A 14,869-nucleotide genomic window follows, 5' to 3' on the forward strand; every position below is an offset into this window, starting at 1 on the left:
ATGGCAGAAATCATTAACATGCCACGTTTGAGCGACACCATGGAAGAAGGTGTTGTAGCAAAATGGCTTAAGAACGTAGGAGATAAAGTAGAAGAAGGTGATATTTTAGCTGAAATCGAAACCGACAAAGCTACTATGGAGTTTGAATCTTTTCACGAAGGGACATTACTTCATATTGGGATTGCTGAAGGCGATGGAGCTCCAGTAGATTCACTTTTGGCAATTATTGGAGAAAAAGGAGAAGATATTTCAGGTTTAATTAATGGATCTGGTAGTGCTTCTGAACCAAAAGCTGAAGCTAAAGAAGAAACTAAAGAAGCGCCAGCAAAAGAAACTGCTGCACCAGCAAGTACCGAAATTCCTGCAGGAGTAGAAGTGGTTACTATGCCGCGTTTGAGTGATACAATGGAGGAAGGAACTGTTGCTTCATGGCTTAAAAAAGTAGGTGATAGTGTAGAGGAAGGCGATATTTTAGCCGAAATCGAAACCGACAAAGCTACAATGGAGTTTGAGTCTTTCTACTCAGGAAAATTACTTCATATTGGTATTGAAGAAGGACAATCTGCTCCAGTAGACGATGTTCTAGCGATCATTGGTCCTGACGGAACAGATGTTGCTGCAGTATTGGCAGCTGTTCAAGGTGGTGGTGCTCAGGCTAAAGTTTCTTCAGAAGAAAAAGAAACAGCGCCAAAAGCGGAAGCTCCAAAAGCAGAAGCTACTTCAACAACTACCGAAACTAAATCGGCTGCAAATGGTAGAATTTTTGCTTCGCCATTGGCTAAGAAAATAGCAGAAGATAAAGGAATTGATCTTTCAAATGTTACAGGTTCTGGAGAAAACGGACGTATTGTAAAGAAAGATATCGAGAATTATAAAAAGCCAGCTGAAGCAAAATCTGCTCCAGCACAAGCGCCTCAACAAGCTGCAGCATCACAGGCTATGCCGTTTGTGCCAGCAGGAGAAGAGCATACAGAAGAGAAGAAAAACTCTCAAATGCGTAAAACTATTGCAAAACGCTTAGGAGAATCTAAGTTCTCTGCGCCTCATTACTACTTAACTATTGAAGTAGATATGAGTAATGCAATGGCTTCTAGAGGTCAAATAAATGCTTTACCAGATACCAAAGTTTCTTTTAACGATATGGTAGTTAAAGCATGTGCAATGGCACTTAAAAAACATCCTCAAGTAAATACTACTTGGAAAGGAGATGTTACTGTGTATAACCACCATGTTCATATTGGTGTGGCAGTAGCTGTAGAAGACGGACTTTTAGTTCCTGTATTGAAATTTACAGACCAAATGAGTTTAACTCAAATTGGTTCTCAAGTAAGAGATTTAGCAGGAAAAGCGAGAAACAAAAAAATTACTCCAGCAGAAATGGAAGGAAGTACTTTTACAGTTTCTAACTTAGGAATGTTCGGTATTCAAGAGTTTACATCAATTATCAATCAGCCAAACTCTGCAATTCTTTCTGTAGGAAGTATTGTTGAGAAACCAGTGGTTAAAAATGGTCAGATTGTAGTAGGACATACTATGAAAGTTACTTTAGCTTGCGATCACAGAACAGTTGATGGTGCTACAGGAGCTCAGTTCTTACAAACACTACAGGCGTATTTAGAAAACCCTGTAACGATGTTAGCATAACAAACATCCAATATATTTTTAAAATCCCGCTTTATGCGGGATTTTTGGTATATTTAAATGCCTAAATAAAGCGGTTTAAAACTTAAATTGCTTGTAAAATAATTATTATTATCGCAATCTGTCATAATGCACTGTCACCTCGGGCGTAGTCGAGAGGTTATTTGGCTTAACAAGTTTTAAATAAGGTCTCGACTACGCTCGACCTGACATTTTAATCTTGGTTTGATATATTACGGATATTCAAGAAAACAATTAATAAAAACTAGATGAAAAAATATTTAATAGCATTGTCAATATTGGCAATTGCATGTAAAACAACTACCGAGTCTACTTCTACAGAAAAAACTTCAAAATCTGCGAGTGTTGTAAGTGCAGTTACTATCGAGAAGAACTTATCTTTTTTGGCTTCGGATGAATTAAAAGGGAGAGAAGCAGGAACCGACGGAATAAATTCGGCAGCTGCCTATATTGAAAATATTTTTCAGAAGAATGGCGTAAAATCATATTTCGAAAGCTATCACGATACGCTTACAAATTTCGATAAACCTACTTATAATATTGTAGGAATGGTGGAGGGGAACGACCCTACGCTTAAAAATGAATTCATCGTAATTGGAGCGCATTACGACCACATTGGAAACGGAAAACCAGTAGCAGGCGATGAAATTGCAAATGGAGCAAATGATAATGCTTCTGGAACTGCTGCTGTTATTGAGTTTGCAAAATATTTTGGAACTCAGAAAACAAATAAAAGAAGTATATTATTTGTGTTATTTTCTGCGGAAGAAAAAGGACTTTTAGGTTCTGAACATCTAGCTGAAAAGCTTAAAAATGAAGACTTCAACCTCTACACAATGGTTAATTTTGAAATGATTGGGGTACCGATGAAGCGTGAAACTTTAACTTATCTTACAGGTTTCAAAGAAAGTAATATGGCAGAAAAGATAAATACTTATGCAGGGAAAGATATTGTTGGATTTTTACCAAAAGCAGGAGAGTATAAGCTTTTTAAACGTTCCGATAATTATCCATTTTACGAACAATTTAAAGTGCCAGCGCAAACTATTTGCACGTTCGATTTTGAGAATTATCCATATTATCACCACGTAGATGATGAAATAAGTGAAATGGACTTTCAGCATATGGCAACAGTTGTAAACGAAATGATTCCTGTGCTAGAAAAAATGGCAAATACTTCGTCTAAAGAAATAAAAATGAACAGTCTATAAGCTAAAATTTAGAATGACAAAAAACATAATTATTACAGGAACAAGTAGAGGTATTGGGTTTGAATTGGTTCAGTTGCTGGCTAGTAAAGGGCATCAAATATTGGCACTTTCTAGAAATTGTAACCCTGTAAACACGTTAAATTTACCGAATGTAACGGCGTTCGATTGCGATATTTCCGAAGAAAATCAATTACAAAAAGTAAAAACTTTTATAGAAGAAAATTGGCAACAAGTAGATATTCTTATCAATAACGCGGGGAGTATTGTAAACAAACCTTTTTCTGAAATTTCTTTAGAAGAAGTAAAACATGTGTACAACGTAAATGTGTTTGGAGTGTTTGCGATTACGCAGCTTGTACTTCCTTTTATGAAATCCGCTGGGCATGTAGTAACGATTAGCAGTATGGGAGGTGTGCAAGGAAGTATGAAATTCCCAGGATTATCGGCTTATAGTTCTTCCAAAGGTGCAGTAATTACGCTGACAGAATTGTTGGCTGAAGAATATAAAGAATCTGGTCCGTCATTCAATGTACTAGCGCTAGGGGCTGTACAAACAGAGATGCTGGCAGAAGCTTTTCCTGGCTATCAAGCGCCAACAACACCAGAAGAAATGGCAAGTTATATTGCTGAATTTTCTGAAAACGGACATAGGTTTTACAACGGAAAGATGTTGCAGGTAAGCAATAGTACGCCGTAAAACAATCGATTCATGCAGCAAATACTTTCTAAATACATACCAGAGGCAGCAGTTGCTCCTTGTTTTGAGCTTATAAAACACAATCATGTGCATCTAAAAATTGTAAATGAACGTGTTACTCGCCATGGTGATTATAGAAAGTTACCCGATGGAAGTCATCAAATTACGGTAAATGCTAACTTAAATAAATACCGATTTTTAATTACGTTGGTACACGAAATAGCCCATTTGGTAGCTTTTACAAAATACGGAAGGCAAATAAAACCGCATGGGCAAGAATGGAAGTATACGTTTCAGCAATTAATGTTACCGTTTATTCGTCCGGAAGTTTTTCCGAGTAATTTATTGCCTGTTTTGGCTAGACATTTTAAGAATCCGAAAGCGAGTAGCGATACCGATGCAATCCTCTCGGTAGCATTAAAAGAATTTGATCCTCAAAACGATAAAAATTATATCTTTGAACTCCCAATTGGAAGCGTTTTTAGAATTTATAACGGGAAGGTTTTTAAGAAAGGGAATAAACGAATTAAGAGATACGAATGTGTGGAGATAAGCTCTGGTAGAGTGTATCTTTTTCAGCCTAATGCAGAGGTTGAATTAATAAATGATTGATGAATAAAAACTACTATGCAATATTGATGGCAGGAGGAATTGGCTCTCGCTTTTGGCCTGTGAGTACAGCCGAACTGCCTAAGCAATTTCATGATATTTTAGGAACGGGAGAAACACTTATCCAAAAAACATTTAATAGGTTAAGTGCTATTATTCCGTCAGAAAACATATACATTTTAACAAATAATGAATACGGAAGTTTAGTAAAAGAACAACTTCCAACAGTAAAAGACGAGCAGGTAATTTTAGAGCCAGCTATGCGAAACACAGCGCCGTGTATTTTGTATGCATCTTTGAAGATAAAAAAAGAAAATCCAGATGCAATGTTGGTTGTTGCACCAAGCGATCATTGGATTGAGGATGAGGCTAGTTTTATAAAAGATATTCAGTTGTGTTTTGATACGTGCCAAAATAACGATGTGTTGATGACACTTGGAATCAAACCAACTTTTCCGAATACGGGTTACGGGTATATTCAGCATAAAAAAGATGCAACCGAAGTTGTAAAAAAAGTAGAGCGATTTTGCGAAAAGCCAGATTATAAAACTGCGAAGAAGTTTATCAAACAAGGAAACTTTTTATGGAATGCAGGAATATTTGTGTGGAGTGTACAAAGTGTGTTGAATGCTTTTGAGAAGTATCAAACCGCTATGCTAAATCAATTTTTAAGTGGATTTGAAAGTCTTAATACTGATGAGGAAAAAGAATTTATAGCTGAAACTTACCCAGAAGCTGAGAATATTTCGATTGATTATGCAATTATGGAGCCTTCAAAAAACATCTATGTGTTGCCAGCGTCATTCGATTGGAACGATTTAGGAACTTGGGGCGCTTTGTATAATGAATTGCCAAAAGATGAAAATAAAAACGCTGTGGTAAATGCCAAAGCACTCTTAGAAAATAGTAAGGGCAATATTATTCATACAACAAAAGGGAAGACGGTTGTTGTAGGCGGATTAAAAAATTATATCGTTATTGACGAAAAAGATAAACTCTTGATTTACCCAAAGAAAAAAGAGCAAGAAATAAAAGACCTACTTAAAAAATTAAACAACAAATTTGCTGATTCATAGTAAACAAAAATGGAAGAAGAAAATAAAAACGGATTAGGGCAAGATAATATTACGCCTACCGATAATAGCAGTCAGGAGCAGGTAAAGAGAGACTTTTCTGGTTTTGTAGGGAGCTTGAAAAAGTTTTTTTCGGAGCTTTTAGATATTCGAAACAATACCGATCAAGAAGCGACTAAAGAAAGTATCATTAACGATATTCCTTTTAAAGGGCACACTTCATGGATTTTGATTTGTTCAATCTTTATAGCATCTATTGGATTGAATGCCAACTCTACCGCAGTTGTAATTGGAGCCATGTTAATTTCGCCACTTATGGGTCCTATTTTAGGTATCGGGATGTCTTTGGCAATTAACGATATTGATACCCTTAGAAGATCGCTTAAAAACTTTGCCGTCATGGTAGTATTGAGTATTCTAACGGCTTTTTTATTTTTTAAATTATTCCCGTTACGCGACGAATCGTCTGAGTTATTAGCTAGAACAGCACCAGATATTCGAGATGTATTGATAGCGTTTTTTGGAGGTACAGCATTAGTTATTGCTCGTGCAAAAAAAGGAACCATTGCGAGTGTAATTTTTGGAGTTGCAATTGCAACAGCTTTAATGCCGCCACTCTGTACAGTTGGTTTCGGACTGGCAAAAGGGAATTTAGATTACGCTCTTGGAGCAATGTATTTGTTCTTAATCAATACTATTTTTATTGCATTGGCTACATTTTTAGTATTAAAAGTGTTGCGTTTCCCGATGGTAAAATATGTGAATTCGAAAAAACGTAAGCGCATTGCACAGGTAGCTTCGATATTTGCTATTTTGGTAATGATTCCTGCAGGAAAAACTTTTTATGACGTTTTACAAGAATCGAATTTTAAAAATCAGGCGAATAAATTTATTTCAGAAGAAATCAAAACCTACAAATTTGCTGGAGGCGGATTTATGTTGGATAAATATTCTACTGTTGAATATAATAAAGGTGTAGACCCTAAAATCGAGATTGTGTTTATGGGAGACGAAGCTGTTCCTGCAAACATCCAAGAAACATGGCGTACGCAAATGCAATCATATTCTGCATTGAAAGATACAGAATTGATTATTATGGGTGGTGAGAAAAACGATTCTGAAGATAAATTTCAATACGTAAGCGAATTGTATGAAGCTAAGAAACAAGAAATAGCTACGAAAGACGAACAAATAAAAGTGCTTGAAAAAGAAATTGAGCGCTTAAGTCGTTTTGCATACAACGAAGTGCCATTTGAAGAAATAAGTCGTGAAATTAAAATTAATTACAGCGATGTCTCTGAATTAGGTTTCGGAAACGAGATTAAAACTGATTTTAAAACGACCGATACCATCCCTGTTTTTATTGTGAAATGGAACGGAATTTCGACATCTAAAAAGGAAGCAGAATCAAAAAAGCTTACCGATTGGCTTAAAGTCCGTATGAAAAATGATAAAGTAGAAGTAAAACACGTAGATTAACAATTGTGTTTTACTTATAAGCATAAAAAAAGGTTCAGAAACATCTGAACCTTTTTTGTTTTTATAACTGTTTGTAAACGTTAAGCAACGTTTGTCATGTTGTCTGTTAATGTGTTGATAAAGCTTGTGATTGGGCCTTTTATCATCATTCCCATCATCGCGTTAAACTCTCCTTCAAAAGTAAGTTTAGCTTCACTTGTGTTAGCATCGATACTTTCGATGTCTGCAGTAAGTGTAAAAGGAAGTTTATCGCTTGCAGCTCCCAAAACTAATTTGTTATGAGGTTGCTTTTCTTTCATTTTTAATACAATTTCTGGCATTCCTTTTAGGGCAAACAGAAATTTATCATCTTCTAAAACTTCAAATTTACTAATGTTTTCAGGCATTAGTTTTTCAAAATTTTTAACATCACCTAAAAAATTAAACAATTCTTCAGCCGATTTGTTAACCGTTTTTTTATCAGTTTCTAACTTCATAAGGTTTTGTTATTTCCAGTTTCCTGGGTCTTTTCTCCAGTCCTGTAATGTTTTTAATTCTTTTTCATTGATGTAGTTGGTATCTACAGCTTGTTGCAACAAATGTTCGTAATTGCTCAATGTGTGTAGCGAAACGTTACTTTCTTTAAAGTTTTCTTCAGCAATATCAAAACCATACGAAAAAATGGCAATCATTCCTTTTACTACAGCACCTTCGTCTTTTAAAGCTTTAACGGCATTTAAACTACTCTTTCCAGTACTGATGAGGTCTTCGACAACCACAACACTTTGCCCGCTGTGTAAGAAACCTTCAATTTGGTTTCCTCGACCATGTTTTTTTGGCTCGGGTCTAACGTAAACAAACGGAAGACTAAGCACTTCGGCAACAAGCATCCCAATCCCAATAGCACCTGTAGCAACACCAGCAATTACATCTGGTTTACCATAGAGCTCTTCGAGTTGTTTTGCCATATGCTCTCTCACATAGTTTCTGATGGGAGGGAAGGATAGTACAATTCTGTTATCACAATAAATAGGCGATTTCCATCCGGAAGCCCATGTAAAAGGATTTTTTGGATTCAACTTAATTGCATTAATTTGCAATAAAAGTTCTGCTGTCTTTTTAGCGGTATCTTTATCTAAAACCATGTTGCAAATGTATGAAGTTTTTGTAAATGAACATCGCATTATTTTAACGAACAAAGTGGAAAAAGAAACAGATTTTAAATTGTTTCTTATGGAGACTGTCGATATTGCTGATGTTGTTAACCAACTTAATAAAGGTAAAATAAAATGTGCTCATATTTATTATGAAGACGAAAAGCTTTTGATGAAAAAGTTTTTGAAGAAAATTGCCTTGGTGGTTGCTGCTGGTGGTTTAGTGAAGAATAAAGAAGAGGAAATTCTGTTTATTTTTAGAAACGGAAAATGGGATTTACCTAAAGGAAAAGTAGATAAAGGTGAAACGATTGAAGATGCTGCAATACGCGAAGTTGAAGAAGAAACAGGCGTTAAAAAGCTCAAAATAGATTCTTTCCTGAAAAAAACATATCATATTTTTAAAAGAAACGGTACTTATAAGCTTAAAGAAACACATTGGTTTTTGATGCATAGTAAGTACAAAGGCGAATTGGTGCCGCAATGTAAGGAGAATATCGAACTGGCAGAATGGCGACCAGAAAGCGATGTTCCTAAGTTGATGGAAAACTCGTATGAGAATATTAAAACTTTGTTCTGAAAAAAGTAAAAGTTAAAAAGAGAAAAAGTTAAAGAATTAAGGTTTATCTTAATTTAACCTTTGTCTCTTTGTCTCTTTGTCTCTTTGTTCTTTTGTTCCTTTGTTCCTTTGTGAAATTTGACAATATCTAGCTTACCATGACCATAATTGTAGTCACGCAAAATAAAAATGTATTATTTCTTCAAAACACGATACACTGGGTAACGTAAATGTGCCTTTTCGTAATTAGGTGATTTTTTATGAATCCAATCTAGTTGAGCATACCAACTTTCGGCAAACGATTTATCGGTTGCTTTTTTGGTTTCAAACTCTTTCTTAATCGATGGATTGTTGTTTAAAAAATCTAAGGCTTTGTCTTCCCAAACGTAAGGCGAAAAACCTTCTTTTTGCTGAAGTATAGTATCGAAGAAATTCCAATTAAAAAACGAATCGATAGCTTCTGGCTCCAAAGTTTCAAGAATATATCGAATACTGTACTGACGTGTTTGTACTAAAAAGTAATCTTCAGCATTAATAAAAACAGATTCGTTATTACTAGTAACGATTGTGTTTTTATGAAGGTAATGCCCTTCATAAGGAGTCGAAACCGTATTGTAGTCTGCAATGTGATAGACTTCTACATCCCAATTTTTTGAATCTGTAAGCTCGGTAAGTTCTACTTTATTCAGCTTTAATAAATCAACAATTTTTGTCCACGCTTTTGGTACTAAATAAGCATCTGGGATGTTTACAGATTTAGTGGCTTTAAAAGTATCGAAATACGAAACCTTTTTTGTAAACGGCTGGTCTCTATGGTATTTTAGTCGTTCCAAACCTGTTATTTCACTTGGGATTCGTTCGCCTTCAAAACCTTTAAAATCGAAAGTTGAATGTGTATTTTTATCTACTTCCCAAGTAACTGCGTAGGTTTTGGCATTCAAAAAGGAATTGTTTGTAGCTTCTTTTACCTTTTTTATAGTTTGATAATCTTGTTCAATAATATCAATCATGCTACGCATTAATTCATACGTTCCATAAACTCGCTTTTCGTAATCTTTTAGCATGTGAGTTTCAACCATCATTCCCAAGGTATTCCAGAGTGTAGTATAACCTGTTGAATATCTTGGAGCATCATAAAATTGCGAAAATCCTTTTTCGGGAACTTCATTAAAAACATTTACATACGGAGTGATGTCGTAGTTTTTATCTTTTAAAGAAGCTATCATTTTTGGCATTAATTGTTCGTGCAAATACACACCAGCATCTCCGCCAAGTTTGTTGTGTTGAGTAAAAAGATGCGTTAAAATGTATTGATAATCGGCGCCATTACTCACATGGTTATCGATAAAAACATCGGGTTGTAAGTAGTGAAAAATGTTTGCAAACGACTGTGCGTTTTTGGTGTCGTTTTTTATAAAATCTCGGTTGAGGTCGTAGTTTTTTGCATTCCCTCTAAACCCATATTCTAAAGGTCCGTTTTGATTGGTTCTCGAAGTGCTGTTTCTGTTAAGCGAACCACCAATATTGTAGATTGGAATGGTTGCCAAAACCGTATGCTTTGGGATGCTTATTTTTCCTTGAACAATATCTCGGTAGAGCATCATGGTAGCGTCAATTCCGTCTGGTTCTCCAGGGTGAATCCCGTTATTGATAAATAATATTCGTTTGTTTTTTCTGATGTCTTCAAGATTGAAATTCTCATCAGGATTTAATAAAACGAGGTGTAAGTTCTTCCCGCTATCGGTAGTTCCTTCTTCTATAATTTTAACTGAAGGATACTGCTTTGCTAATTCAGTAAAAAAAGAAATTGTTTCTTGGTAAGTAGCTGTTGCCACTCCGTTTGATTTTTCAAAAACAGTTGTAAAGTCAACATCTTGAGCTTTTGAAAACGATATAAAAAGTAAAAATAAAATCGGAATTAGCTTTTTCATAGGGGATTCTTTTTCAGATTATACGTACAAAAATATAACAATATAGTAGAGCAATCTATTTGTCTAACTAAAAAAATGGAGTAGTTTTGCACCCTTAAAATGGTAACATCCTCATAGATAGAAGGATGGAGTTGAATAGCTTTCAAAGAATTACAAATTGTTATGACTGAATTTATTAGAAAAATAGTTCCGAACGCAAAAGACGATATTTTCGCAGGGATTACTGTATCCTTAGCAATGATTCCAGAGGTAGTTGCCTTTGCTTTTGTTGCGCAGATCGATCCGTTAGTTGCCTTATCTGGAGCCTTTATTATTGGGTTGATAACTGCAATTTTTGGAGGACGTCCAGGCTTGATTTCTGGGGCTGCTGGAGCTGTTGCCGTTATTTTTGTTACCATGATTTCTGAAGGGCATACCCGAGGAATGCTTTTTGATACTCCAGTTGAAAATATGGGATATTATTATTTGCTGGCAGCTGTAATTTTAATGGGGATTATCCAAATTGTTGCGGGTGTTTTTAAACTCGGTCGCTTTGTAAGACTTATTCCACACCCAGTAATGATGGGGTTTGTAAACGGTTTGGCAATTGTAATTTTTATAGCGCAAGTAAAAATGTTTACGCACAAAAAGTTAGAGATTACTGCGGAAGGCGTTAAAAAATATATCAACATTCCTATGGAAGGAACTGAACTTTACACCATGATAGGTTTGGTACTTTTTACGATGGGAATTATATGGTTATTACCTAGAATTACCAAAAAAATACCAGCGTCTTTAACGGCTATTTTAATTACCACTGCGGTGGTTGTAATTAGTGGTTTAGATGTAAGTACAGTAGGTTCGTATATTGTTGAAGGAGGCGGTTCTGGACTAAAAGGAGAATTTCCAACTCCAAATGTGGAGCTTTGGCAAAATTTACCTTTTACCTTAGATACCTTTAGTTTTATACTTCCGTACGCGTTTTTAGCAGCCTGCGTAGGACTTATCGAGTCGTTAATGACTATGAATTTGGTTGATGAACTTACTGAAACTAGAGGAAATGGAAATCGCGAGTGTATTGCTCAAGGAGCAGGAAATATGCTTAGTGGTTTGTTTGGAGGAACTGGTGGTTGCGGAATGATTGGGCAAACGGTTATTAATATCAATGCTGGTGGACGCGGACGTTTATCGGGGGTGATGATGGCTATAACTTTGCTGACTTTTATTTTATTTACAGATAAATATATCGAGCAAGTACCTATCGCAGCTTTGGTTGGTGTGATGATTATGATGGTGATTGAAACCTTTGCGTGGTCGAGTTTCAGAATTATTAGAAAAATACCAAAGGCAGATGCTTTGGTTTTGGTAATTGTTTCTGCGGTAACTGTTTTTTACGATTTGGCAATTGCAGTATTTGTAGGGGTTATTATTTCTGCTTTAGTTTTTGCGTGGGAAAATGCTAAAAAGATTAGAGCTCGTAAACGTTTTAAAGACGACGGAACTAAGGTTTATGAAATCTGGGGACCTTTATTTTTTGGTTCGATTTCAGCATTTAATGAAAAGTTCGACGTAAAAGAAGATCCAAATAATGTTGAAATTGATTTTGTAGAATCGAGAGTAAGCGACCATTCAGCTATTGAAGCTATTTTCAATATTGTTGAAAAGTATGAGGCAGCAGGAAAACAAATAAAACTGAAACATTTAAGTGAAGATTGTAAGGCACTTTTATACAAATCGTCTCCAAAATTTAGAGAAGTAATCATTGATGCTGTAGATGATCCGAGGTATCATTTGGCTGCAAACCCAGAGAAGTTCCCGAAATCTTTATCAGAATATAAACTTATTGAAGAGGAGTAGTTTTAAAACGAATCTTTAGCCAAATTACTCAGTTTATCTTTTGTTACGGGTTTGATTAAATGCTTAATGGTGAATGGGTACTTTTTATTATAGGTTTCTACTTTTTTAATGTCGTCTGGATTTATAGAAGACGTTAAAATGTAAATACGAGTTTGATGACTTATACTGAATTTACTAAAGCTATCAATAAACTCCCACCCATCGATAATGGGCATGTTAAGGTCCAACAAAATGAGTTCAGGGAAAAAAGGGTTTTCTGAATTTTTGTAATATTCCAAAGCTTCAATTCCGTTGCTAAACGAAATAACTTTGTTGGTTATTTGGGTTACTTCGATGAGCTTTTTAACGCTAAAAATAGTAATCGGGTCATCGTCGATAAGGCAAATGGCATTAATAGTTTTCATTGAAGTAAATTTTAAATGTTGTTCCTTTATCAATTTCACTTTCGGCTTCAATTTTCCCTTTCATCGCATCGATTTGATTTTTGGTGATAAAAAGTCCAATTCCACGTGCGTCTTTATTTCCGTGGAAAGTTTTGTACATCCCGAAGAGTTTATGACCGTGTTTATCTAAATCAATCCCTAAGCCATTATCTGTAACGCTCAAAACGGTATAACCTTTTACGCGCTCGCAATTAATTACAATTTTAGGATATCTTTTTGGAGCTTTATACTTTATTGCATTGGTGAAAATGTTGAGTAAAATGCTCTCTAAATAGGCTTTCACAACGTTTACAGAAACTGTTTCTGGAACGTTGTTTTCAACCTCGGTAAAGGTACTTTTTATGAGCTCGCTAATATTTGTAAAGGCTTCGTCAACTTCGTTTTTTAAATTAACTTGTTCAGTTTTTATGTTTAGGTTGGTGTTAATAGCAATAATCTCGTTGAGATTGGCTATGGTATCGAGCATGTTTTTAGAAGCAGAATTTAGCATTTCGATAATTTCTACTTTTTTAAATACATCATCTTCGATTCCTAAAAGTTCTATCAGCATAGAAAAATTAGACGCATGCGAACGTAAATTATGAGAAACGATATGTGCAAAATTGAGCAGTCGGTTGTTTTGTTCGCTTGCAACATTTATAACCTCGAGCAGTTCTTCTTCTTTTTCTTTAATGTGTGTAATGTCTTGAATTACCGACCAAATAAGTTTTTGCCCTGCTGAATTTGTAATTAAAACTCGTGTAATTAAAGAAGGTACTAATTCGTTGTTTTTGTTAACATAATGTCCTTCGTAGGGTCCGTACAATCCGTTGTTTAAAACTTCTTTTAAAGCTCTAAGTTCTTTGTTTTTATCAGCTTTTGGTATTACGTCTAAATGGTTCATCCGTAGCAACTCTTCCGCAGTATAACCTGTACTTTTTTTGAAAGAATTGTTCATGTCTAAAAATGCTCCAGACAGTGCGTCATTCAGCACAAGACCCGTAGGAGAGTGCTCTAAAAGTGTTCTGTGAAGTTTTTCACTTTCTTTCAGTTTCTTGCGAGCTTCAACCATTTCTTGAATTACCCTTCCTTCAGCAATTAAAAAACTCACCTTATTTTTTTCATCAAAAACAGGTTTGATGGAAAAGTCAACATAAATAATTTTTTGTTCTTTATTTAAAATTTTTGCTTCGTATCTGGCAAACTCCCCTTTGGAAGCTTTTTTAAAATGATGTTTTAATTTTTTTTGCTCTTTTGGAGCACTTTTCCACCAATAAGTATCCCATAAATATTTATTGATAACGTCTTCAGTTTGTAGTCCACCAAAATTGAGCGCAGGCTCATTGATGTCTATCAACCGCCCTTTTAGATTTAAAAACCCTGTAAACTGAAATGTAGAATTAAAAATACTTTTAAAAGCTTGTTTGTTTTCTAAAAGCGCTCTTTTAGAACTTTTTACTTGCTTTTCTTTCAGCGCCAGTTCAAGAGCAATGTTTTTCTTTTGAGTGATGTCTTTTATAGTTGCATAAACTTTGTGTACACGTCCGTTTTTTAGGGTTGGTTCGGCACAAAAGTGTATCCATTTTTCGTTTTCTTTTTGGGTGATGATTTGCAATTCAGCATCAAAAGAAGTTCCGATTTCTAAAGATTTGTTTAAGTTGCTAATGAGTGTATCTACTTGAATTTCATTCTTACAAAAGTTCAATGTCTTTTCAATACTTGGTGCAAAATCGGTTGGAACTTCAAAAATTTGTTTGGTGATGTTAGACCATTTCAGGGTATCGTTTTTAGCATTAAAAATCCAACTTCCTATTTGCGCAATCTTACTGGCTTGTGCTAAAAGTATTCTGTTTTGTTGATTTTCTTTTTCAGCAGAAATATCTTTTAAATAAACTATAAAATTTTCTTCTGAAGGTTGAATGAGATAGTGAATGTAAAGTTCATTTGTATCAGTTTTCACAAAAGATACTTCGCCTTCAAAATGTATATTTTTTGAATTGTTTAAAAGAAGTTGATTGCTGTATTCACTTATTTTATTCTGAAAAAATGAAATATAATTGTTGCGCGGACTTTCTTCAATTTCTGATAAAAGAGAATGCCAAGCTTTAGAAGCTGTAACGAGTTGAAGTTTGTTGTTGAACAACGCGATTGGGGATGGACATTGCTCCATTGTATGTAGGTTTGTCATGTTTTAATAGTAGGTTTTTGGGTTCCCTAGTTATTAAGTGATATTGTTAATTTGGTAGGTAATTTACAT

The 14,869-nt window shown here is 35.0% G+C and carries 13 protein-coding genes; 8 read left to right on the forward strand and 5 right to left on the reverse strand.

The window, feature by feature from the left end; all coding sequences use genetic code 11:
• The 6 genes from JMA43_RS08345 to JMA43_RS08370 all read left to right on the forward strand — a co-directional run bounded on the left by JMA43_RS08345 (position 1) and on the right by JMA43_RS08370 (position 6,731).
• A complete protein-coding gene (locus JMA43_RS08345) occupies positions 1–1,644 on the forward strand; it encodes a pyruvate dehydrogenase complex dihydrolipoamide acetyltransferase (protein ID WP_342156041.1) in 1,644 nt (547 codons plus the stop codon).
• A gap of 266 nt (positions 1,645–1,910) precedes the next feature.
• The gene (locus JMA43_RS08350) at positions 1,911–2,873 is read left to right on the forward strand and encodes a M28 family metallopeptidase (protein ID WP_342156042.1); all 963 of its coding nucleotides are present in this window, start codon (positions 1,911–1,913) and stop codon (positions 2,871–2,873) included.
• 13 nt (positions 2,874–2,886) lie between these two features.
• Positions 2,887–3,570, forward strand: a complete 684-nt coding sequence (locus tag JMA43_RS08355) for an SDR family NAD(P)-dependent oxidoreductase (RefSeq protein ID WP_342156043.1) — start codon at positions 2,887–2,889, stop codon at positions 3,568–3,570.
• A 12-nt stretch (positions 3,571–3,582) separates the two neighbouring features.
• Positions 3,583–4,182, forward strand: a complete 600-nt coding sequence (locus tag JMA43_RS08360) for a SprT-like domain-containing protein (RefSeq protein WP_342156044.1) — start codon at positions 3,583–3,585, stop codon at positions 4,180–4,182.
• The gene (locus JMA43_RS08365; RefSeq protein ID WP_342156045.1) at positions 4,182–5,255 is read left to right on the forward strand and encodes a mannose-1-phosphate guanylyltransferase; all 1,074 of its coding nucleotides are present in this window, start codon (positions 4,182–4,184) and stop codon (positions 5,253–5,255) included. The genes JMA43_RS08360 and JMA43_RS08365 overlap by 1 nt, the downstream gene beginning before the upstream one ends.
• A 9-nt stretch (positions 5,256–5,264) precedes the next feature.
• Complete coding sequence (locus tag JMA43_RS08370) at positions 5,265–6,731, forward strand: DUF389 domain-containing protein (RefSeq protein WP_342156046.1); 1,467 nt, start codon at positions 5,265–5,267, stop codon at positions 6,729–6,731.
• Positions 6,732–6,811: 80 nt separating this feature from the next.
• On the opposite strand, the gene JMA43_RS08375 is transcribed toward JMA43_RS08370, so the two are convergent.
• A complete protein-coding gene (locus tag JMA43_RS08375; RefSeq protein ID WP_342156047.1) occupies positions 6,812–7,207 on the reverse strand; it encodes an SRPBCC family protein in 396 nt (131 codons plus the stop codon).
• A 9-nt stretch (positions 7,208–7,216) separates the two neighbouring features.
• Positions 7,217–7,855, reverse strand: coding sequence for an orotate phosphoribosyltransferase (pyrE, locus tag JMA43_RS08380; protein WP_342156048.1), 639 nt, complete (start codon positions 7,853–7,855; stop codon positions 7,217–7,219).
• Positions 7,856–7,862: 7 nt separating this feature from the next.
• On the opposite strand from pyrE, the gene JMA43_RS08385 reads away from it, so the two are divergent.
• Entirely contained in the window at positions 7,863–8,444 is a 582-nt protein-coding gene (locus tag JMA43_RS08385) for an NUDIX hydrolase (protein ID WP_342156049.1), read from the forward strand.
• 173 nt (positions 8,445–8,617) lie between these two features.
• Here JMA43_RS08385 and JMA43_RS08390 read toward each other — a convergent pair whose 3' ends face one another.
• Entirely contained in the window at positions 8,618–10,354 is a 1,737-nt protein-coding gene (locus tag JMA43_RS08390; RefSeq protein WP_342156050.1) for a M14 family metallopeptidase, read from the reverse strand.
• Between the two features lie 162 nt (positions 10,355–10,516).
• Here JMA43_RS08390 and JMA43_RS08395 point away from each other — a divergent pair, with 162 nt between their 5' ends.
• Complete coding sequence (locus JMA43_RS08395) at positions 10,517–12,190, forward strand: SulP family inorganic anion transporter (protein ID WP_342156051.1); 1,674 nt, start codon at positions 10,517–10,519, stop codon at positions 12,188–12,190.
• Positions 12,191–12,192: 2 nt separating this feature from the next.
• On the opposite strand, the gene JMA43_RS08400 is transcribed toward JMA43_RS08395, so the two are convergent.
• Together JMA43_RS08400 and JMA43_RS08405 are read right to left on the reverse strand one after the other, a co-directional pair.
• Positions 12,193–12,594: a response regulator gene (locus JMA43_RS08400; protein ID WP_342156052.1), complete on the reverse strand. Its 402-nt coding sequence runs from the start codon at positions 12,592–12,594 to the stop codon at positions 12,193–12,195.
• A complete protein-coding gene (locus JMA43_RS08405) occupies positions 12,581–14,800 on the reverse strand; it encodes a PAS domain-containing sensor histidine kinase (protein WP_342156053.1) in 2,220 nt (739 codons plus the stop codon). The genes JMA43_RS08400 and JMA43_RS08405 overlap by 14 nt, the downstream gene beginning before the upstream one ends.
• Between the last annotated feature and the right edge of the window lie 69 nt (positions 14,801–14,869).

Origin of the sequence: Joostella sp. CR20, from assembly GCF_038433465.1 — a bacterium.
In the GTDB taxonomy this organism is placed as follows: domain Bacteria; phylum Bacteroidota; class Bacteroidia; order Flavobacteriales; family Flavobacteriaceae; genus Galbibacter.